Source organism: Paracoccaceae bacterium, assembly GCA_019454225.1.
Lineage (GTDB): Bacteria > Pseudomonadota > Alphaproteobacteria > Rhodobacterales > Rhodobacteraceae.
On the sequence record CP075370.1, the window covers coordinates 866,496 to 886,547 of the forward strand.

Consider the following 20,052-nt stretch of genomic DNA (forward strand, 5'->3'; position numbering starts at 1 on the left):
CAGAACAGGCCGCCACCGGGATACCGGGGCGGCCTTTTCGATGGCTGCGCGCCGGGGCGTCCCACCGTGGGACATTTTTTTGTTCCAATGAAAGCAATGGGTTGACCCTTGCATCTTTACCTTTCGGTAAGGATTCGGTCTCCTGCTTCGGCCTGTCACGGGGTGCCGAGGGCCCGCCCGGCAGCAAGGACCGGCCCGACCTGACGCCCTGACCTTCGCCCGGCGACCTATCGCGCCATCCCGTGATATTCGGCGTTCGGCATCATGCCGGTGGCCGAGGCCATGCGGTTCGACATGGCGAAGAAGCCGGCCACCGCCGCGATGTCCCAGATGTCGCGGTCGGAGAAGCCCGCATCGCGCAGGGCGGCGCGGTCCTGGTCCTCGATGCGGTGGCTTTCCGTCGTCATCTTCTCGGCAAAGGCCAGCATGGCGCGTTGCCTTGCGTCCAGCCGGGCCGCGCGCCAGTTCTGCGCCACGGTTTCGGCCAGCGCGGGATCGCCGGTCAGTTGCCGCAGCGCCGCACCATGCGCGGCGAGGCAATAGTGGCAGCGGTTGAGCGACGAGACCACGACCGCGATCATTTCCCGTTCGGCCTTGGTCAGGCCCGAGGGGGCCAGCATCAGGTCGTTGTACATCGCCATGAAGGCGCGAAGCTTGGCGGCATCGAAGGCATAGGCCAGCAGGACGTTGGGAATCAGCCCCAGCCTGTCGGTGCATCTGGCGAAATAGGCGGCGATGTCATCCTCGGGCGGGTCGGCCGGGGGCAGGTTCAGCGCGGTGGGCTGCGGGACGTGGGGCGGGGTCATCGCGGGCTTTCCTTGGGCTGCGGCCGCGTGCATGACTGCGCCAGCCGCACAGGAGGCCCAGCATGCACCCGAACCCCGTGTTCCGCCAGACATCCGCCGCGCAGTCGCTGGAGATCGCCCGGGAACGCGGCTTTGGCGTGCTGTCGGTGAACGGACCCGAGGGGCCGCTGGCCGCACATGTGCCGTTCGAGGTCGATGCCGGGGGCGGGGCCGTGACGCTGCATCTGGCGCGGTCGAACCCGATTGCACGGGCGGCGCTGCCGCTGCCCGCCGTGATGATCGTGTCGGGGCCGGATGCCTATGTCTCGCCCGACTGGTACGGGCTGCCCGATCAGGTGCCGACCTGGAACTATGTGGCGGTGCATCTGCGGGGCGTGCTGGAACCGCTGCCGCCCGAGGCGCTGCGCCCGCATCTGGACCGCGTGTCGGCCGCGTTCGAGGCGCGGCTGGCGCCCAAGCGGCCCTGGGTTGCCGACAAGATGACCGAGGGCATCATGGAGCGGATGATGCGCGGCATCCTGCCGTTCCGGCTGGTCGTCGCGACGGTCGACGGCACCGTGAAGCTGAACCAGAACAAGCCCGAGGAGGCACGCGCCGGGGCGGCGCGGGGCATCGCGGGGGCGCCCCTGGGGCTGGGCGCCGAGGGGATCGCGCGGTTGCTGCGGGGGCAATGACCGGGCTTTACCCGCGCCTTCGGCGGCCCTAGCATCGCAGGACAACAGGGAGGATCCGCCATGCCGTTGCCCATTGCCGCCGCCGTGCCGACACTGGCCGTCTGGGCGTTGCGCGCGGGCGTGGCGGGGGCGGCGGTCTGGGCGCTGCGCCGTGCAGCGCATCGCGGCCGCACCGACCAGCGGGCCGAGGATGCGCTGGACGATCTGGGTGACGGGCTGGCGGCCCATGCCCCGCGCGACCGCGACGGCCAGCGCAATGCCGCGATGCGCCTGCGCCGGGTGATCCGCTGGCAGGGCGGCGGGATCGAGATCGACCTGGCGGCGATGGGCCGCCTGCGCCTGCGCCGCCTGGGCGACGACCCCGGCAGGGACAGCGGAACCAACGGGAAAGCCTGAGCGACATGAAGCTATATCATTCTGCGACCTCGCCCTATGTGCGCAAGGTCATGGTGCTGCTGCACGAGGCCGGGCGCACCGGCGAGGTGGCGCTGATCCCGGCGGCGGGCACGCCGATGGAGCCGGGCACGATGCCCGTCGCGCACAACCCGCTGGGCAAGATTCCCTGCCTCGAACGCGCTGACGGACCGGCGATCTATGACAGCCGGGTGATCTGCCGCTATCTGGATGCGACCTTCGGTTCCGGGTTCTATCCGGCGGGGTCGCGGCTGTGGGACACGCTGACGATCGAGGCGACGGCGGACGGCATCCTGGATGCCGCGCTGCTGATGGTCTATGAAAGCCGGGTGCGGCCCGAGGCGGCGCGGTTCGAACCCTGGGTCGAGGGGCAGTGGGGCAAGATCGCGCGCGCGCTGGACACGCTGGAATCACGCTGGATGAGCCATCTGTTCGGACCGCTGGACATGGGGCAGGTCGCGGTGGGCTGCGCGCTGGGCTACCTGGATTTCCGCCATGGCGCGCGGGACTGGCGGGCCGGCCGTCCGGCCCTTGCCGCCTGGGAGATGCGCATCGCCGCGCGTGACAGCATGAAGGCGACGGTGCCCGCAGCTTGAACCTGCCGCTGACCGAGTTTCTGGGCGTCTGGAGCTTCCTGGCGGTGAACATCCTGTCGCCCGGGCCCAACGTGCTGAACACCATCGCGACGGCGATGGGTGGCGGGCGCGGTGCCGGGCTGGCCTCGGCTGCCGGAGTGGGCATCGGGATCGGCGGGTGGTGCCTGGCCATGGCGCTGGGCATGGCGACGCTGTTCGCGGTCGTGCCGGGGGCAGAGCGGGCGCTGACGCTGGCGGCGGTGGCGTTCCTGCTGTGGTTTGCCGCGCGCTACCTGCGGGTTGCCCGGGACGGCTGGCAGGGTCATCGCCGCGGCCTGCCGGTGGCGCCCCGGACGGAGGGGGTTCGGGCGGCCTTCCTGCGGTCGCTGGGGGTGAACGCCACCAATCCCAAGGCGCTGACCACCTGGCTCGCGATCCTGGCGATCTTTCCGGTGGCGCGGGCCGCGCCGGCCGACATCGGCCTGCTTTGCGCGGGGGCCTGCGCGCTGTCGTTCGGCATCCACGCGGTCTATGCGCTGGCGTTCTCGACCCCGCCGGCGGCGCGGTTCTACCTGCGCATGGGGTGGGCGGTTTCGGGGGCGGCGGGGCTGTTCTTCCTCGGGGTGGCGGCGCGCCTTGTGCAGGGGCTGGCGGGCTGAGCGACGGGGCGGGGGCTGCGACATTTCGGCCCCCGGGGCGGAATCGGGCGGGAATCCGGGCCATTGGGCGAAAACTGCGGCGTCGGGGCAGGTTTGTGCGCTGGACGGGCCGGAGCGCTGCCGCTAGATAACCCTGCGATAGGGCAGCGGGAAACCGTGGCCCCTTCATGTCATGGCCGCGCGCAGCGGCCGCGGAACTGGAGAGAACCCGTGTCCCACGCCGAAGAACCCGCAGGCACGCGCCGCGATTTCCTGTACTACGCCACCGCCGGGGCCGGTGCCGTCGCCACCGGCGCGGCGGTCTGGCCGCTGGTGAACCAGATGAACCCCTCGGCCGACGTCGCCGCGCTGTCGTCGATCTTCGTCGACGTGTCGGGCGTCGAGGTGGGGACGCAGCTGACGGTGAAATGGCTGGGCAAGCCCGTGTTCATCCGCCGCCGCACCGAGGACGAGATCGCGGCGGCGCGCGCCACCGCGCTGGACGAACTGCCCGACCGCGATTCGGCCAACGCCAACCGCCCCGGCACCGATGCCAGCGACCAGAACCGGGCGATGGACGAGGCGGGCGAATGGCTGGTGATGATGGGTGTCTGCACCCATCTGGGCTGCGTGCCGCTGGGCAACGGGGCGGGCGATTTCGGCGGCTGGTTCTGCCCCTGCCACGGGTCGCACTATGACCAGTCGGGCCGCATCCGCCGCGGCCCCGCGCCGACGAACCTGCCGGTTCCGACGGCCGAATTCATCGACGACACCACGATCAAACTGGGCTGAGGAACCTCGCAATGGCCGGAATTCCCCACGACCACTACGAACCGCGCTCGGCCGGTGAAAAGTGGCTGCACAAGCGGCTGCCGATTGTCGGGCTGATGTATGACACGCTGATGATCCCCACGCCCAAGAACCTGAACTGGATGTGGATCTGGGGCATCGTGCTGACATTCTGCCTGGTGCTGCAGATCGTCACCGGCATCGTGCTGGTGATGCACTACACGCCGCATGTCGATTACGCCTTCGCATCGGTGGAACACATCATGCGCAACGTGAACGGCGGGCACATGCTGCGCTACATCCATGCCAACGGCGCGTCGCTGTTCTTCGTTGCGGTCTACCTGCACATCTTCCGCGGCCTCTACTACGGGTCCTACAAGGCCCCGCGCGAGGTGACGTGGATCATCGGCATGCTGATCTACCTGGCGATGATGGCGACGGCCTTCATGGGCTATGTGCTGCCCTGGGGCCAGATGTCGTTCTGGGGTGCCACGGTGATCACCGGCCTGTTCGGTGCGATCCCCGGCATCGGCGAGCCGATCCAGACCTGGCTGCTGGGCGGCCCGGCCGTGGACAATGCCACGCTGAACCGGTTCTTCAGCCTGCACTACCTGCTGCCCTTCGTGATCGCGGCACTGGTCGCGGTGCATATCTGGGCGTTCCACACCACGGGCAACAACAACCCCACGGGTGTCGAGGTGCGGCGGACGTCGAAGGAAGAGGCGGCCAAGGATACCGTGCCGTTCTGGCCCTACTATGTGATCAAGGACCTGTTCGCGCTGGCGCTGATCCTGCTGGTGTTCTTTGCCGTCGTGGGCTTCATGCCCAACTACCTGGGCCACCCGGACAACTACATCCCCGCCAACCCGCTGGCGACGCCCGCGCATATCGTGCCGGAATGGTACTTCCTGCCGTTCTACGCGATCCTGCGCGCCTTTACCGGCGACGTCTGGATCGTGCAGCTGACCCAGATCGTGACCTTCGGCATCGTCGACGCCAAGTTCTTCGGCGTGCTGGCGATGTTCGGCGCGATCGCGGTGATGGCGCTGGCGCCCTGGCTGGACACCTCGTCGGTGCGGTCGGGCAAGTACCGTCCGATGTTCAAGTGGTGGTTCGCGCTGCTGATCGTCGACTTCGTGGTGCTGACCTGGGTGGGCGCGATGCCTGCCGAGGGCATCTATACCTGGATCTCGCTGATCGCCTCGACCTACTGGTTCGCCTACTTCCTGGTGATCTTGCCGCTGCTGGGCGTGATCGAGAAGCCGCTGGTGCAGCCCGCGACCATCGAGGAGGACTTCAACGCGCATTACGGCAAGCCGGGTGCGCATGGCGGCGCCTCGGCGCAGCCGGCCGAATGAGAAAGGACCGATGACGATGATCCGCAAGACGATGATCGGTGCGCTGTCGGCGCTGGCCCTTTCGGCGGGCATGGCGGCGGCCGCCGGCGGCGAGGGGCACATCGAGGATGTGGCCTTCAGCTTCGAGGGGCCCTTTGGCACCTATGACCAGATGCAGCTGCAGCGCGGCCTTCAGGTCTATACCGAGATCTGCTCGGCCTGCCATGGCCTGCAGTATGTGCCGGTGCGCACGCTGTCGGACCCCGCGGGGCCCGGCATTCCCGAGGACCAGGTGCGCGCCTATGCCGAAGGGCTGGCGCCCGTGACCGACCCGGTGACGCTGGAGGACCGGCCGCGCGTGCCGACCGACCACTTCCCGCGCTCGGGGCTGGAGAATGCGCCGGACCTGAGCCTGATGGCCAAGTCGCGCGCCGGGTTCCACGGACCCTACGGCCTGGGCATCAACCAGCTGTTCAACGGCATCGGCGGGCCGGAATACATCTACTCGATCCTCACCGGCTATACCGGCGAGGAGAAGGAAGAGGCCGGAACGATCTACTACGAGAACACCGCCTTCCCCGGCGGCTGGATCGCGATGGGCCCGCCGCTGGATGACGGGCTGGTGGAATATGCCGACGGGCACGACACCTCGGCGCATCACCTGGCCGAGGATGTGGCGGCCTTCCTGATGTGGACCGCCGAGCCGAAGATGATGGCGCGCAAGCAGGCCGGTTTCACCGCCGTGATCTTTCTGGCCGTGCTGTCGGTGCTGCTGTACCTGACGAACAAGAAGCTGTGGGCGGGCGTGAAGGGCAAGAAGGTCACCATCTGATCCCTGCTGCCCCGACCCTGCGACACAAGGGCCCCGTGCGATGCGCGGGGCCCTTTCGCTGCGGGAGGCCCCGCGCCGCGCCTGCCTAGGCGATCCGTTCCAGCCTGCCCCGGCGCATGAGGTCGCGATAGTTCCACTGGATGCGTGCCGCCTTGGCCAGCCACCGCGCCAGGTCGGCGGCATCGACCTGGTCGGCCGTGGTGTAGAGGATCGAGGCATCCTTGAACTTGCCGGTGCCGGGGCGCAGCCGCGGCTCGTCGAAATCGGCGCCGCTCCAGAACATCAGGCGGATGCCCGCCTTCAGCCTGCTGTAGCCGACGATCGGGTTGCCGGCGAGGAACCACACGGGATGGGCGTGCCAGATGCGGCTGTCGGCGCCGGGAAGGCCCGCGTCAATGTGGTGGCGCAGCAGATCGCAGACCGGCCGGTCACCGGCGGCCTGAAGGCTGTTGTAGGCGTCGATGGTCGCGGGTTTCATGCCGGCAGCCTAGGGCCCGGGTCGGGCTGCCGCAACCCGGCCGCGCGGGCCGGTGGCCGGCCCGTCAGACCGACACGGTGGCGCGCAGGGCGTCGTGGCCCAGTTCCCCCTTGGTGCCCTGCATCGCGACGGCGCCCCGCTTGAGCACGTAGAACCGGTCGCCCAGCCCATAGGCAAAGTCGAAATACTGTTCGACCAGCACGATGGCCATGGTGCCCTTGCCCTTGAGGTATTCGATGACGCGGCCGATCTGCTGGATGATGTTGGGCTGGATGCCCTCGGTCGGCTCGTCCAGAAGCAGGACGCGGGGCTTCATGATCATCGCGCGGGCGATGGCAAGCTGCTGCTGCTGCCCGCCCGACAGGTCGCCCCCGCGACGGTGCAGGAAATCCTTCAGGATCGGGAACAGCTCGAAGATCTCGTCGGGGATGCGGTGCTCGGCCTTGGGCAGCAGGGCATAGGCGGTCTCCATGTTCTCGCGCACGGTCAGCAGGGGAAAGATCATCCGGCCCTGCGGCACCACGGCCAGCCCCTTGCGGGCCATGGCCTGCGGCGCGACGCGACCGATCTCATCCTCGCCGATCCACAGCCTGCCGCCGGATCGCGGATGGGTGCCCGCCAGCGCCTTGAGAAGGCTGGTCTTGCCGACGCCGTTGGTGCCCATGACGCAGGTCACCTCGCCCGCGCGGGCCTCGAAGTCGATCCCGTGCAGGATCTGCGCGCCGCCGTAGTGCAGCGTCAGGGCCTCGGTGCGGATCATGGCCTAGCGTCCCAGATAGACATCGATCACCTGCTGGTTCTTCGTGACGTGATCGAGCGACCCCTCGGCCAGCACCGATCCCTCGTGCAGCACGGTCACCTTGCAGTTCAGTCGGCGCACGAATTCCATGTCATGCTCGACCACCACCACCGCCCGGGTGCGCGCCAGATCGACCAGAAGCGCGGTTGTCGCCTCGCGCTCGGCCAGCGTCATGCCCGCTGCCGGCTCGTCGACCAGCAGAAGGCGGGGTTCCTGTGCCAGCAGCATGCCGATCTCCAGCCATTGCTTCTGACCATGGGACAGTTCGCCCGCCTTCCGGGGCAGGGCGTCGGCCAGGCCTACCTGCGCGGCCAGTTCGGCAACGCGGGCATGGTCGGCGGCGGCGGGGCGCCAGGTCAGCACGGCAAGGGGCGACCGGCTGGCACGCAGGGCCAGCATCAGGTTCTCGTCGACCGACTGGTCCTCGAACACGGTGGGGCGCTGGAACTTGCGGCCGATGCCCGCGCGGGCGATCTGCGCCTCGGACATCCGCAACAGGTTGTGCAGCTTTTCGCCAAAGGTGGCGCGGCCCTCGTCCGGCCGGGTCTTGCCGGTGACGATGTCCATGAAGGTGGTCTTGCCTGCACCGTTCGGCCCGATGATCGCGCGCAGTTCCTGCGGGCCGATGGTGAAGGACAGGTTGTTGATGGCGCGAAAGCCGTCAAAGGTGACCGACAGGCCCGAGCATTCCAGAAGGGCGGTCATTCGGTGGCCTCCTTCTCGCGCAGGGAACCGGGTCCGGGGCCGAGATCGGCGCCGTGGCGGTCGGGCGTGCGCAGCTTCTGCCAGAGGTCGAACAGGCCGCCGATGCCCTTGGGGGCGAACAGCGTGACGGCCACGAAGGCCAGGCCCAGGGCCACCGACCACCAGTCCACCCACTTGATCGTGTAGAAGCCGAGCGGGATGTCCGGCGCGCGGCCACCGGTGAACCAGGACGACAGCAGCGATACGAAGGCAGCGCCGATCACCGCGCCGTAAAGCCGCCCGCGCCCGCCGATGGCGACCCAGACCGCCAGATAGATGCTGGCGATGGGCGCAAGCTCGGCCGGGTTGATGATGCCTGCCTGCGGATAGTAGAGCGCACCGGCAATGGCGGCCATGATCGCCGTCAGGGTGAACAGGAACAGCTTGTAGCCCTCGACCGAATAGCCGAGGAACCGCACCCGCGCCTCGTCGTCGCGGATGCCCCGGATGACCGAGCCGAACTTGCCCGACACCACATAGGCCGCCGCCAAATAGGCCAGCCCCAGCATCCCGGCCGAGGCCCAGAGGAACCAGACCGACAGCGTGGCCTGCGACAGGTCGGTCAGGCCCGGAATGTTCTGGAGCCCCGAAAGCCCGTTGTTGCCGCGCAGCCCGCTGTCGTTCTGGAACAGCCACAGCGCGAGCGCCAGCGTCATCGCCTGCGTCAGGATCGACAGGTAGACGCCGGTGACGCGGCTGCGGAACGCGAGCCAGCCGAACACGCCGGCCAGCACCCCGGGCACCGCCACCACCAGCAGCAGTTGCGCGGTCAGCGAATGGGCGAACATCCAGACCGGCGGAATCTCGGACCCGCCGACGACGCCGAAGATCTGCGTTCCGATGCCGGTGCGGATTTCCTCGGGCGTGGGGGGCAGGGGCTGGCCCACGAGCGAGGCGATCACGATCTCCTCGGTCCGGGCATACATCAGCCACATGCCGATCATGTAGCCGCCGATGGCGAAGAACGCCATGTGGCCGAGGGACAGCACACCGGCGTAGCCCCAGATCAGGTCCATCGCGATGGCGACCAGGCAGAGGCACAGCGTCTTGCCCAGCGTCTTGATGAACGAGGTCGAGATCACGCCGATGCCGAAGCCTTCGGACAGCACGGTGGCCCCCAGCGTGAACACGGCCAGGCACAGCAGGAAGATCAGGACCGATGGGTTGCGGGCCACGAAGCTCCGGTTCATGCGGGGGCTCCTTCGGGCCTGGCGGCGGGGGGCAGGGCGGGCGGTGGCGGCAGCCACAGCGCAGGCAGAGCGGGGAATGCCAGGCGTCCCATGGTCAGTCCCCCGCCGCGCGGCCCTTGAGGGCAATGATGCCCCGCGGCCGGAACTGGATGAACAGGATGATGAAGAGGATCATGTAGGTCTGCGCCGCCAGCGTGTTCGACGGGTTCAGCCATTCGATGCCCTTCTGCAGCGCGCCGATCAGTGCGGCCCCCGCCAGCGTCCCCCAGATGTTGCCGACACCGCCGACCACCACGGTCATGAAGGACTGCACGATGTAGTCGTTGCCAAGCTCGGACGTGACCTTGGCGAACAGCCCGATGGCCACGCCGGCAAGGCCCGCGATGCCCGAGCCGAGGCCGAAGGTCAGCATGTTGATGCGGTCGGGGTTGATGCCCATGCTGGCCGCCATGGACGGGTTCTGCTGCACCGCCCGCACCTCGAGCCCCAGCCGGGTGCGGCGCATGATGAACAGGATGACGCAGAGGAACACGATCGCCAGCACGAAGATCGCGATGCGGATGTAGCTGATCGACACCACGTCGTTGAACGACAGCGCCCCGTCCAGCCAGCCCGGCGAGGTCAGCGGCCGCGCCTGCGTGCCGAAGATGTTCTTGGCGATCTGCTGCAGCGCGATCGAGATGCCGAAGGTGGCCAGCAGGGTTTCCAGCGGGCGCCTGTAAAGGTGGCGGATCACCAGCCGCTCCATCGCCACCCCGGCGGCGAAGGTCACGGCAAAGGCCAGCGGCAGCGCCACGACGATGGAAACGGTGTAGTCGGGGATCACCAGTTGCACGCAGTATCCGGTGTAGGCGCCCATCATGATGAATTCGCCATGCGCCATGTTGATCACGCGCATCACGCCGAAGGTGATGGCCAGGCCCACCGCGGCGAGGAAGTAGATCGAGCCGAGCGAGAGCGCGTCGAGCGCCAGGTCGGCCGCCTGCATCAGCCCGACCTTGGTGTTGATCGCGACCAGCGCGCTGCGCGCGGCGTCGGTGACCGCCGGGTCGGGCTCGGTGTAGATGTCGAAATAGCGGTAGCCCGCGATGGTGGCCGCAACCTCGTCCGAGGTCGCGGCGACGGGCACCTTTCCGGCGACCTCGAGCGCGGTGTAGGCGCGGTCGCGCGCCGCCTGCGTGCCGAGATCGGCCACCGGAATGCCGCCCACCGTGCCGTTCTCGATATTGGCGGCCAGCGCCTCGCGCTGTTCGGCAAGGGTCAGCGGCGCGGGCGCGTCTCCGGCGGCGACGAGGATCGCAAAGGCGTCGGCGGCGGCGATGTCGCTGCCGACATCCAGTTCGGCCGCGACATTGGCGCCGGGGGGCGGTTCGGCGGCGGCAACGCGCCGGGTTGACAGGATCGGGTTCAGCGCGCCCCGCAGGTCAAGCCCGAGGTCGGCGCCGAAGCTGTCGATGGCGGCGACGCGGGCGGCGCTGTCGGGGTCGAAACGGATGGTCAACAGGCGTTCCAGCCGCACCTTCTGCGCGGCGAGCGCCGGATCGGCATCGTCCAGCGCGGCGCGCAGCGCATCAAGCTGGGTGGCGTCGCCATCGCGGGCGATGGCGGTCAGGGCAGCACGGCGCTGGGCGGGATCGGGGTCGGTCAGCTGGAACTGCACCAGCGCCCCGGCGATCAGGCCCCGCACCCCGGCGTTGGGCCGCAGCTGCGTGATCTCGGCGCGCGCCGCGATGCCCGCGTCGGCCCCGGTCAGGATGTCGGTCAGCGCGTAGCCGCCTGCGGTTTCGGAAATCAGGAAGAAGGCACCGTCGGACTTGCGCTGACCAAGGCCACGGTCCGCCCAGGCGGACAGCAGCCGCGACACGGCGGGATCGCCGGTCTCGACCAGCGCCGCGATGGCGGGGCCGATGGTCTGGCGTGACGGATTGGCGATCTGGTCGCCGTATTGCGCAAGCGCCCCGGCAAGATCGGCACGCCCGGTCTGCGCGCCGACCGGCAGCGCCATGACCATCACGGCGGCAAGCGTCAGAAGGAACCTGCGCATCGGGGACTTTCGAAAATTCCGGGGATTGGAGAGAGAGGGGGGCCCCGCAGGGCCCCCGTGCCGGTATCAGTAGTTCGACTTGATCTGCACGCAGGTGCTGGTCGCCGTGTTGTACATGCCGCAGCCCAGCGTCGCCCAGTCGGCCTCGAGCACTGCCGACTCCGGCAGGAAGTCGGTCCAGGCGTCGCCCGGGACGGGTTCGGTCTGGCTGATGATGTCGAACTGGCCGTCGGCGCGGATCTCGCCGATCAGGACGGGCTTGGTCAGGTGGTGGTTCGGCAGCATCTTGGCCACGCCGCCGGTCAGGTTCGGCACCTCGAGGCCATACATCGCGGTGCGCACCGCATCGACATCGGTCGTGCCCGCCTTCTCGACCGCCTGAACCCACATGTTGAACCCGATCACATGGGCCTCCATCGGGTCGTTGGTCACGCGGTTTTCGCCGGCAAAGGCCTTCCACTTGGCGATGAACTCGGTGTTCAGCTCCGATTCCGCGGTCTGGAAGTAGTTCCAGGCGGCCAGGTGGCCCACGAGGTTCGAGGTGTCGAGACCCGACAGTTCCTCTTCACCAACCGAGAAGGCCACAACGGGGATGTCATCGGCCGAAACGCCCGCCGCCGCCAGTTCCTTGTAGAAGCCGATGTTGGCATCGCCGTTGATGGTCGAGATCACGCCCACCTTCTTGCCATCGGCCCCCAGCGCCACCACGTCCGCCACGATCTTGGACCAGTCGCTGTGCCCGAACGGCGTGTAGTTCACGAAGATGTCTTCCTTCGGAATGCCCTTCGCGATCAGATAGCTTTCCAGGATGTTGTTCGTGGTGCGCGGATAGACATAGTCGGTGCCCAGCAGCGCGAATTTCTGCACGCCCAGTTCTTCGAGGAAGTAGTCGGTCGCCGGGATCGCCTGCTGGTTCGGCGCGGCGCCGGTGTAGAACACGTTCTTCGACGATTCCTCGCCCTCGTACTGCACCGGATAGAACAGCAGGCCGTTCAGTTCCTCGATGACCGGCAGAACCGACTTGCGGCTCACGCTGGTCCAGCAGCCGAACATCACGTCGACGTCCGACACCGTCAGCAGTTCGCGGGCCTTCTCGGCGAACAGCGGCCAGTCGGACGCGGGGTCGACCACGACCGCCTCAAGCTGCTTGCCCAGGACGCCGCCCTTGGCGTTCTGCTCGGCAATCAGCATCAGCATCGTGTCCTTCAGCGTCGTTTCCGAAATCGCCATCGTGCCCGACAGCGAATGCAGCACGCCGATCTTGATCGTCTCCTGCGCCACGGCCGCCCCTGCGAAGGAAGCGGCAAGCCCCACCCCCGCCAGAAGTCCCCTGATCCCGTTCATGTCTTCCCCCAGTTCTCGGGGCCGCCGGGTCTTGCCTTCCCCTGTGGGGGCATTAGACCGCGAGCGGCAACCTCGGTTGCACCTCGTGCGGTGGTGGCGGGTTTCTCAGGCACGGCCGCCACCGCACATCCTTTGCCCGTGCCAATGGCGGCAGGGCCGACAGGCAGCAGACCGGGGGCGCCGCAGCGCGGCAAGAATCCTCAGGGTCGCGATGCCCGCGACCCGCCCCCGGCGCATCATTTTTCATCACGCGGCCGTGACGCGCCGCCAAAACAGGCAGGGCGGAACCGCAACGGCAGGATGCCGCCGACTCGGGGCCCGCGCCCCGGCGCTTGCCTGATCCCGCCGCGCGCACTACTCCTTCCCCGTCCGTTTCCTCGCAGGTGCCGCCCGTGATCCCTTCACCCGCCGACGATCCCAAGACGCTTGTCTCGACCGCCTGGCTGGCCGCGCATCTGCGCGACCCCGACCTGCGCATCCTGGATGCAAGCTGGTATCTGCCCGACCAGAACCGCAACGCCCGCGCGGAATACGAGGCCGCGCATATCCCCGGCGCCCGGTTCTTCGACATCGACGAGATTTCCGACCACCGGTCCGCCCTGCCGCACATGGCGCCCCCGCCCGAGAAGTTCGTCAGCCGGATGCGCGCCATGGGCGTGGGCGACGGGCATCAGGTGGTGGTCTATGACGGCGCGGGGCTGTTCTCCGCCGCCCGCGTCTGGTGGACCTTCCGCCTGATGGGCAAGACCGACGTGGCGGTGCTGGACGGCGGGCTGCCGAAATGGCAGGCCGAGGGCCGCGAGACCGAGGACATGGCACCGATCCCCCGGGATCGCCACATCACCGTCAGCCGCCAGAACCATCTGGTGAAGGATGTGACGCAGGTGGCGCAGGCCGCCAAGCTGGGACAGGCCGAGATCATCGACGCCCGCGCCGCCGCCCGGTTCCGCGGCGAGGCGCCCGAGCCCCGCCCGGGTCTGCGGGCGGGCCATGTTCCGGGGTCCAAGAACCTGCCGTTCGGTCAGGTTCTGAACCCCGATGGCACGATGAAGCAGGGCGCGGCGCTGCGCGCCGCCTTCGAGGGCGCGGGCATCGACCTGTCGAAGCCCGCGATCACCACCTGCGGGTCCGGGGTGACGGCGGCGATCCTGAGCCTTGCGCTGGAACGGCTGGGCCACCGCAACCATGCGCTCTACGACGGGTCGTGGTCCGAATGGGGCATGTATGATGACCTGATGGTCGAAAAGGGGTAGCCGATGTTCGATGCGCTGAACGCCCAGCCGCAGGACAAGATCCTGCAACTCATCAGCATGTTCCGCGACGACCCGCGCGACGGCAAGATCGACCTGGGCGTGGGTGTCTACAAGGATGCCACGGGGCTGACGCCGGTGATGCGGGCGGTGAAGTCGGCCGAGCGCCAGCTTTGGGAGACCGAGCGCACCAAGACCTACACCGGCCTTGCGGGCGAACCCGATTTCCACGCCGCCATGGCGCGGCTGATCCTGGGACCGGCGGCGCCGATGGACCGGCTGGCGGCTGTGGCGACCCCCGGCGGCACCGGGGCGCTGCGGCAGGCGATGGAACTGATCCGCATGGCCTCGCCCGGGGCACGGGTCTGGCTGTCGAACCCGACCTGGCCGAACCACCCCTCGATCATCCGCTATCTGGGCATTCCGATGGCCGAGTACCGCTATTTCGACGCCGCGACGCGCGGGGTCGATGCGGGCGGCATGCTGGCCGAACTCGAGGGCGTGGCGCGCGGCGATGTCGTCCTGCTGCACGGCTGCTGCCACAACCCGACCGGCGCGAACCCCTCCGATGCGGACTGGGCGGCGGTGGCCGACCTGCTGGCCCGAAAGGGCGCGATTCCGCTGGTCGATCTGGCCTATCAGGGCTTCGGCGACGGCCTGGACGCCGATGCAGGCCCCACCCGCATGCTGGCCGGCCGCCTGCCCGAGGTGCTGATCGCGGCCTCGTGCAGCAAGAACTTCGGCATCTACCGCGAACGCACCGGCATCCTGATTGCCCTGGGGGCGCCGGGGCAGCGGGCGGTCCTGCAGGGCAACCTCGCCTGGCTGAACCGCCAGAACTACAGCTTTCCGCCCGACCACGGGGCGCGACTGGTCACCATGATCCTGGACGACCCCGCGTTGCGGGCCGAATGGCAGGCCGAACTTGACGAGGTGCGCGCGGGCATGCTGGCGCTGCGCGATGGCCTGGCCGACGAACTGCGGCGGCTGACCAACTCGGACCGGTTCGATTTCATCGCGCGCCACCGCGGCATGTTCAGCCGCCTGGGCGCGACCGAGGCGCAGGTCGACCGGCTTCGGGTCGAGCATGGCATCTACATGGTGTCGGACAGCCGCCTGAACATCGCCGGGCTAAACGCGGCCACCGTGCCGGTGCTGGCCCGTGCCGTGGTGGCCTGCGGCATCTGACCGGCCGCGCCCCCGGCGCATGAAAAAGGCCCGGGCGTTGCCGCCCGGGCCCATGCCGGCCGAGAGGGAGAGACCTCAGCCCTTGGCGAACTCGGGATATGCCTCCAGACCCAGCTCGGCCTTGTCGAGGCCCAGCATCTCGTCTTCCGGGCTCGGCCGCAGGCCACCCATGGCCGCCTTCAGCACGGTCCAGACGATGTAGGAGGCGACAAAGACGAAGGCGCCGATCGACACGAAGCCGATGATCTGGGTCACGAAGCTGGTGCCCTCGGTGTAGAACGGCACCGCCAGCGTTCCCCAGAACCCGGCGATCAGGTGCACCGGGATGGCGCCCACCACGTCGTCGATCTTCATCTTGTCCAGGAAGGGCACGGCAAAGACCACGATCACGCCGCCCACCGCACCGATCCACAGCGCGCCGAACAGCGACGGGTCCAGCGGACCGGCGGTGATCGACACCAGGCCTGCCAGCGCGCCGTTCAGCACCATGGTCAGGTCAACCTTGCCATAGACCACCTGCGTCAGGATCAGCGCCGCGATGGCACCGGCCGCCGCCGCCATGTTGGTGTTGGCAAAGATGATCGCCACGGCATTCGCGTCGGCCTCGGTCCCCAGTGCCAGTTGCGAGGCGCCGTTGAAGCCGAACCAGCCCAGCCACAGCACGAACGTGCCGAGCGTGGCCAGCGCCAGGTTCGAACCCGGCATCGGGTTCACCTTGCCGTCCTTGCCGTACTTGCCCAGGCGCGGCCCCAGCACCAGCGCGCCCGCCAGCGCCGCAAAGCCACCTGCCGCATGGACCAGCGTCGAGCCTGCGAAGTCCGAGAACCCGGCTTCCGACAGCCAGCCGCCGCCCCACTGCCAGGACGCCTCGATCGGGTACAGAAACCCGGTCAGCACGACCGTGAAGGCCAGGAACGGCCAAAGCTTGATGCGTTCGGCCAGCGTGCCCGAGACGATCGAGGCAGTGGTGGCGCAGAACATCAGCTGGAAGAAGAAATCCGAACCGGTCGCATAGCCGGTCTCCAGCGCCGGATCGCCCTGGATGCCGGCCGTTGCGAAGGCGCCGATGTAGCCCGCGACGGTCCAGCCGTCGCCCGGATACATCAGGTTGTAGCCGACCAGCCAGTACATGATCGCCGCGATCGAGAAGAGCGCGATGTTCTTGGTCAGCTGCATCGTCACGTTCTTGCCGCGCACCAGCCCGGCTTCCAGCATGGCGAACCCGGCCGCCATCCAGAACACCAGGAAACCGCCGATCAGGAACAGCAGCGTGTTGAAGATGAAGGCATTGTCCACCACGGGTGCAGCCTCGGCAGCGGCTTCCACCGCCTCGGTTGCCGCCTCGGCGGTGGCGGCGGCTTCCTGCGCCTGCGCAGGCAGGGCGATGGCCGCGGCAATCGCGGCGAGCCCGGTGAGTGTCTTCCAGTTGAGCATGTCGGTCGCTTCCCCTTACCCCGTCGCGATCACAGCGCGTCGTCGTTGATTTCGCCGGTGCGCACCCGCACCGCATGGCTCACGTCCAGGACGAAGATCTTGCCGTCGCCGATCTTGTCGGTCTTGGCGGTCTTCGCGATGGTATCGACCACAGCCTCGGCCAGGCCGTCGGCCACCACGATCTCGAGCCGCACCTTCGGCACGAAGTTCACGGCATATTCGGCGCCGCGATAGATTTCGGTGTGCCCCGACTGGCTGCCGAAGCCCTTGATCTCGGTCACCATCATGCCGCGCACGCCGATGGCGGTAAGCGCCTCGCGCACCTCCTCGAGCTTGAACGGCTTGATCGCTGCAATGATGAGTTTCACGTGGGTCCCCTTTCGTATGGCAGGCGGCCCGCCGAAGCGGTCTGCGGGCATGAAGCCGGACAGGGGCATCCGCGCTCAAGGAATGGGCGGGTTTCCGCCGCGCCGCAGCGCCAAAAAATGCCCAAGAAATGCACATTCAGGGCGGTTGGCCTAAAAAACAGGCAAACCTGTAAACCGAATCGTGATCCTGCGGCTTTCCCTTTCCGCGCGGCTGCGGGTATTCTGGTGCCAAGAACAGCGCGGAACATACGGGCGTCGGGCATGGCAAAGACGGGCAGGACAGGCGCGCCGCTGGTGGCGGATCGCCGCTACAGGGCACCCGCCGGTGGCGGGGGCGGCGGTTCGCGCCGCCCGCCCGCCCGGAAACCCGCCCCCCGCCGCCCCCGCAGGCGCGGCATCCTCGGGTTTCTGGCGGCCATCGTCGGCTTCGTCTGGCGTCTGGTGCGCGGCATCGTCTGGCGCGGGGCGCTGGCCTTCGCGCTCGTCCTCGGCCTGTCGTCCTGGTATTTCTACGCCCAGTTGCCGGATGTGGCCGCGCTGACCGACGGGCGCGCGCGCGGATCGGTCACCATGCTGGACCGCGAGGGGCAGGTCTTTGCCTGGCGGGGCGAGACCTTCGGGCATATCGACGCCCGCAGCGTGTCGAAGCACCTGCACAACGCCGTCGTGGCAACCGAGGACAAGCGGTTCTACCGCCATTTCGGCATCAGCCCGCGCGGCATCGCGGGGGCCATCCGCATCAACCTGTCCGAGGGGCGCGGCGCGCTGCAGGGCAACGGCGGGTCCACCATCACCCAGCAGGTCGCCAAGCTTCTGTGCCTGGGCGTGCCCTATGACCCGTCCCAGTGGAAATCGGAAGCCGCCTATGAAGAGGACTGCCGCCGTGGCGGTGTCTGGCGCAAGGTCAAGGAGGTGCCCTTCGCCCTGGCGATGGAGGCCAAGTATTCAAAGGCCGAGATCCTGACGATCTACCTCAACCGCGCCTATCTGGGCGCCGGTGCGCGCGGGTTCGAGGCGGCGGCCCAGCGCTATTTCGGCAAGTCCGCGCGCGACGTGAACCCCGCCGAGGGGGCGATGCTGGCGGGTCTGCTGGTGGCGCCGTCGCGCTTCGCGCCCACCAACAACCTGCAGCGCGCGCGAGACCGGGCCTCGGTGGTGATCGGCCTGATGCAGGAGCAGGGCTATCTGACCGCCGCCGAGGCCGCCGATGCCCGCGCCAACCCCGCCCGCCTGTCCCCCGCCGCCGACTCGCGCACAGGCGGCTGGTTCGCCGACTGGCTGATGGAAACCGTGCCGTCCTTCCTGTCCAAGACCACGACCGAGGACGTGATCATCCGCACCACGCTGGACCAGCGGTTGCAGCGCGCCGCCGAGGAGGCGGTGGCCGAGGTCTTTGCAACCAAGGTGCGCGAAGGCTCCAAGGCCGAAACGGCCGTGATCGTGATGTCGGCCGATGGCGCGGTGCGCGCCATGGTCGGCGGGCGCGCGGCGCAGCTGCCCGGTGCCTTCAACCGCGCCACGATGGCCAGGCGGCAGACCGGTTCAAGCTTCAAGCCCTTCATCTATGGCGCGGCGCTCGACCAGGGGTTCAGCGCGGCGGATTACGTCGAGGATGCGCCGCTGACCATCCGCGTGCCCGGCTCGGGCAACTGGTCGCCGCAGAACTATACGAAAGACTACAAGGGCATCGTGACGGTGTCCGACGCGCTGAAGCATTCGCTGAACACCGCCGCCGTCCGCATATCCGAGGCCGTGGGCCGCGAGAAGGTGCGCGCGGTCGCCTCGGCCTTCGGCATTGAAAGCGATCTGGCGGCAGGCCCCGCGCTGGCGCTGGGCGTGTCGGAATCGACGCTGCTGGAAATGACCGGCGCCTATGCCGGCATCCTGAACGGCGGGCGCGCGGTGCGGCCCTACGGCCTGATCGAGCTGACCCTGAAGGGCGAGGCCGACGCGCTTCTGGGGCAGGAAGGCGGCTATGGCGACCGTGTCATCAGCGAACGCGCCGCCCGCGAACTGACCTGGATGATGACCGAGGTCCTCAACTCGGGCACCGGCACGCGCGCCCGGCTCGACGGCCGCGAGGCTGCGGGCAAGACCGGCACGACCCAGGCCGCCCGCGACGCCTGGTTCATCGGCTTCACCGCCGACTATGTGGCGGGCGTCTGGATGGGCTATGACGACAACACGCCGCTGTCCGGCGTCACCGGCGGCGGTCTGCCCGCCGAGATCTGGAAGGCGGTGATGCTGCGGGTCCATCAGGGCCTGCCCGCCACGCCGCTGCCGATGGAACGGCCCGAATGGCGCCGCCCGCCCGATCCGGCCACGGCCACCGGCGCGCCGGTGCCGGTGGATGTGGGGCAGGGCCAGGGCTGGCCGCCGGCCACACCGCCGCAGCCCATCGACGTGACGCCGCGCCGCGAGCCGGACATGGCCGAGCAGGTGCTGCGCGAGGTTCTGGGTATCTTCGGCGGCCAGTACTGACGGGCGCGATGGCGAACCGGCAGACGGGCGCTCGCCCCGGCCGGGGTCAGGCGCGCTTCATGTCCTCGATCAGCGCGCCGATGTTGCCCCGGCGCCGGTCCAGCATCGCGCCGATCTCGGTGCGTTCGGCGGCCAGCATGTTCACACCCTCGATGATGATGTTGAAGAACAACTGCTTTCCGCCCTTCTCGGTCACATGCCAGCGCAGGTCAAACGGCGCCTGCCCGCGCAGCTTGGCGACCGAGGTCACCTCGAAATAGGTCTTGATCGGCTTCGCGCCGGTCACCTCGATCTGCCCGCCGATGAACTCGCGGAACCGCCGGCCGTATTTCCGGCTGATATAGCCCTGGAAGGCGGCCGTGAACGCCCGCATGTCACCGGCCGAGGCCGACCGCGCCGCCGGGCCGAGCGCCGAGCGCGCGATCACCGGCACATCGGCATAGCGCGAGAAGATCCGCTCGAAATCGCCGAACATCGCCGATTCCGACTTGCCGGAATTGATCGTGGCGTTGACGTCGGCAACCGCCCTGTCGATCAGCGCCCGCGCCGAATTCATGTCCAGCGCCATCGCCTCGCGCGGCAGCGCCGCCACGGCGGCCGCAGCGGCCCCCACGGTCAGCAGCATGCGGCGCGACAGGAAGCGGGGGGAAATGGGCGAACCGGTCAT

At 68.6% G+C, this 20,052-nt stretch carries 20 protein-coding genes; 10 read left to right on the top strand and 10 right to left on the bottom strand.

From position 1 onward, the window contains the following. Window positions 1-227: 227 nt before the first annotated feature. Window positions 228-806 carry a peroxidase-related enzyme gene (locus KF887_04160; protein QYK42327.1) on the bottom strand — a complete coding sequence of 193 codons (579 nt, stop codon included), beginning with the start codon at window positions 804-806 and terminating at the stop codon, window positions 228-230. A 62-nt stretch (window positions 807-868) separates the two neighbouring features. Between KF887_04160 and KF887_04165 the strand changes: the two genes are divergently transcribed. From KF887_04165 to KF887_04195, 7 genes are all read left to right on the top strand, one after another. Beyond that, window positions 869-1,480 (top strand): FMN-binding negative transcriptional regulator, encoded by a 612-nt coding sequence (locus KF887_04165; protein QYK42328.1) that lies wholly within the window; start codon window positions 869-871, stop codon window positions 1,478-1,480. Between the two features lie 60 nt (window positions 1,481-1,540). Beyond that, window positions 1,541-1,876, top strand: coding sequence for a hypothetical protein (locus KF887_04170; protein ID QYK42329.1), 336 nt, complete (start codon window positions 1,541-1,543; stop codon window positions 1,874-1,876). Window positions 1,877-1,881: 5 nt separating this feature from the next. Next, window positions 1,882-2,490, top strand: a complete 609-nt coding sequence (locus KF887_04175; GenBank protein ID QYK42330.1) for a glutathione S-transferase — start codon at window positions 1,882-1,884, stop codon at window positions 2,488-2,490. Then, window positions 2,487-3,128 carry a LysE family transporter gene (locus KF887_04180; GenBank protein ID QYK42331.1) on the top strand — a complete coding sequence of 214 codons (642 nt, stop codon included), beginning with the start codon at window positions 2,487-2,489 and terminating at the stop codon, window positions 3,126-3,128. Before KF887_04175 ends, KF887_04180 begins: the two co-directional genes overlap by 4 nt. Before the next feature lie 210 nt (window positions 3,129-3,338). Further along, entirely contained in the window at window positions 3,339-3,899 is a 561-nt protein-coding gene (gene petA / locus KF887_04185) for a ubiquinol-cytochrome c reductase iron-sulfur subunit (GenBank protein QYK42332.1), read from the top strand. Window positions 3,900-3,910: 11 nt separating this feature from the next. Beyond that, the gene (locus KF887_04190; protein ID QYK42333.1) at window positions 3,911-5,254 is read left to right on the top strand and encodes a cytochrome b N-terminal domain-containing protein; all 1,344 of its coding nucleotides are present in this window, start codon (window positions 3,911-3,913) and stop codon (window positions 5,252-5,254) included. A 16-nt stretch (window positions 5,255-5,270) separates the two neighbouring features. After that, a complete protein-coding gene (locus KF887_04195) occupies window positions 5,271-6,065 on the top strand; it encodes a cytochrome c1 (GenBank protein QYK43429.1) in 795 nt (264 codons plus the stop codon). Window positions 6,066-6,150: 85 nt separating this feature from the next. Here the strand turns inward: KF887_04195 and KF887_04200 are convergent, their stop codons facing one another. The 6 genes from KF887_04200 to urtA all read right to left on the bottom strand — a co-directional run bounded on the left by KF887_04200 (window position 6,151) and on the right by urtA (window position 12,664). After that, window positions 6,151-6,543 carry a DUF1801 domain-containing protein gene (locus tag KF887_04200; GenBank protein ID QYK42334.1) on the bottom strand — a complete coding sequence of 131 codons (393 nt, stop codon included), beginning with the start codon at window positions 6,541-6,543 and terminating at the stop codon, window positions 6,151-6,153. Window positions 6,544-6,607: 64 nt separating this feature from the next. Further along, a complete protein-coding gene (gene urtE, locus KF887_04205) occupies window positions 6,608-7,303 on the bottom strand; it encodes an urea ABC transporter ATP-binding subunit UrtE (GenBank protein ID QYK42335.1) in 696 nt (231 codons plus the stop codon). A 3-nt stretch (window positions 7,304-7,306) separates the two neighbouring features. Continuing rightward, the gene (gene urtD / locus KF887_04210; protein ID QYK42336.1) at window positions 7,307-8,047 is read right to left on the bottom strand and encodes an urea ABC transporter ATP-binding protein UrtD; all 741 of its coding nucleotides are present in this window, start codon (window positions 8,045-8,047) and stop codon (window positions 7,307-7,309) included. Then, entirely contained in the window at window positions 8,044-9,276 is a 1,233-nt protein-coding gene (gene urtC, locus KF887_04215) for an urea ABC transporter permease subunit UrtC (protein QYK42337.1), read from the bottom strand. The genes urtD and urtC overlap by 4 nt, the downstream gene beginning before the upstream one ends. A gap of 94 nt (window positions 9,277-9,370) precedes the next feature. Then, the gene (gene urtB / locus KF887_04220) at window positions 9,371-11,320 is read right to left on the bottom strand and encodes an urea ABC transporter permease subunit UrtB (protein QYK42338.1); all 1,950 of its coding nucleotides are present in this window, start codon (window positions 11,318-11,320) and stop codon (window positions 9,371-9,373) included. A gap of 66 nt (window positions 11,321-11,386) precedes the next feature. Beyond that, complete coding sequence (gene urtA / locus KF887_04225) at window positions 11,387-12,664, bottom strand: urea ABC transporter substrate-binding protein (GenBank protein ID QYK42339.1); 1,278 nt, start codon at window positions 12,662-12,664, stop codon at window positions 11,387-11,389. Window positions 12,665-13,056: 392 nt separating this feature from the next. On the opposite strand from urtA, the gene sseA reads away from it, so the two are divergent. Together sseA and KF887_04235 are read left to right on the top strand one after the other, a co-directional pair. After that, the gene (gene sseA / locus KF887_04230; GenBank protein QYK42340.1) at window positions 13,057-13,917 is read left to right on the top strand and encodes a 3-mercaptopyruvate sulfurtransferase; all 861 of its coding nucleotides are present in this window, start codon (window positions 13,057-13,059) and stop codon (window positions 13,915-13,917) included. 3 nt (window positions 13,918-13,920) lie between these two features. Then, a complete protein-coding gene (locus tag KF887_04235; GenBank protein QYK42341.1) occupies window positions 13,921-15,102 on the top strand; it encodes an aspartate/tyrosine/aromatic aminotransferase in 1,182 nt (393 codons plus the stop codon). A 75-nt stretch (window positions 15,103-15,177) separates the two neighbouring features. On the opposite strand, the gene KF887_04240 is transcribed toward KF887_04235, so the two are convergent. Then, entirely contained in the window at window positions 15,178-16,536 is a 1,359-nt protein-coding gene (locus KF887_04240; GenBank protein QYK42342.1) for an ammonium transporter, read from the bottom strand. A 29-nt stretch (window positions 16,537-16,565) separates the two neighbouring features. Then, window positions 16,566-16,904 carry a P-II family nitrogen regulator gene (locus KF887_04245; protein QYK42343.1) on the bottom strand — a complete coding sequence of 113 codons (339 nt, stop codon included), beginning with the start codon at window positions 16,902-16,904 and terminating at the stop codon, window positions 16,566-16,568. Window positions 16,905-17,165: 261 nt separating this feature from the next. Here KF887_04245 and KF887_04250 point away from each other — a divergent pair, with 261 nt between their 5' ends. Further along, on the top strand, window positions 17,166-19,385 hold the full coding sequence (locus KF887_04250) for a penicillin-binding protein (GenBank protein QYK42344.1): 2,220 nt from the start codon (window positions 17,166-17,168) through the stop codon (window positions 19,383-19,385). A gap of 46 nt (window positions 19,386-19,431) precedes the next feature. Here the strand turns inward: KF887_04250 and KF887_04255 are convergent, their stop codons facing one another. Further along, entirely contained in the window at window positions 19,432-20,052 is a 621-nt protein-coding gene (locus KF887_04255) for an ABC transporter substrate-binding protein (protein ID QYK42345.1), read from the bottom strand.

Coding starts and splice junctions, on each gene's coding strand:
- KF887_04190 (QYK42333.1), top strand. CDS start 3,911: ATGGCCGGAATTCCCCACGACCACTACGAACCGCGCTCGGCCGGTGAA.
- urtE (QYK42335.1), bottom strand. CDS start 7,303: ATGATCCGCACCGAGGCCCTGACGCTGCACTACGGCGGCGCGCAGATC.
- KF887_04160 (QYK42327.1), bottom strand. CDS start 806: ATGACCCCGCCCCACGTCCCGCAGCCCACCGCGCTGAACCTGCCCCCG.
- urtC (QYK42337.1), bottom strand. CDS start 9,276: ATGAACCGGAGCTTCGTGGCCCGCAACCCATCGGTCCTGATCTTCCTG.
- KF887_04165 (QYK42328.1), top strand. CDS start 869: ATGCACCCGAACCCCGTGTTCCGCCAGACATCCGCCGCGCAGTCGCTG.
- urtA (QYK42339.1), bottom strand. CDS start 12,664: ATGAACGGGATCAGGGGACTTCTGGCGGGGGTGGGGCTTGCCGCTTCC.
- urtB (QYK42338.1), bottom strand. CDS start 11,320: ATGCGCAGGTTCCTTCTGACGCTTGCCGCCGTGATGGTCATGGCGCTG.
- KF887_04250 (QYK42344.1), top strand. CDS start 17,166: ATGGCAAAGACGGGCAGGACAGGCGCGCCGCTGGTGGCGGATCGCCGC.
- KF887_04175 (QYK42330.1), top strand. CDS start 1,882: ATGAAGCTATATCATTCTGCGACCTCGCCCTATGTGCGCAAGGTCATG.
- KF887_04200 (QYK42334.1), bottom strand. CDS start 6,543: ATGAAACCCGCGACCATCGACGCCTACAACAGCCTTCAGGCCGCCGGT.
- KF887_04235 (QYK42341.1), top strand. CDS start 13,921: ATGTTCGATGCGCTGAACGCCCAGCCGCAGGACAAGATCCTGCAACTC.
- KF887_04240 (QYK42342.1), bottom strand. CDS start 16,536: ATGCTCAACTGGAAGACACTCACCGGGCTCGCCGCGATTGCCGCGGCC.
- KF887_04195 (QYK43429.1), top strand. CDS start 5,271: ATGATCCGCAAGACGATGATCGGTGCGCTGTCGGCGCTGGCCCTTTCG.
- KF887_04255 (QYK42345.1), bottom strand. CDS start 20,052: ATGACCGGTTCGCCCATTTCCCCCCGCTTCCTGTCGCGCCGCATGCTG.
- KF887_04170 (QYK42329.1), top strand. CDS start 1,541: ATGCCGTTGCCCATTGCCGCCGCCGTGCCGACACTGGCCGTCTGGGCG.
- urtD (QYK42336.1), bottom strand. CDS start 8,047: ATGACCGCCCTTCTGGAATGCTCGGGCCTGTCGGTCACCTTTGACGGC.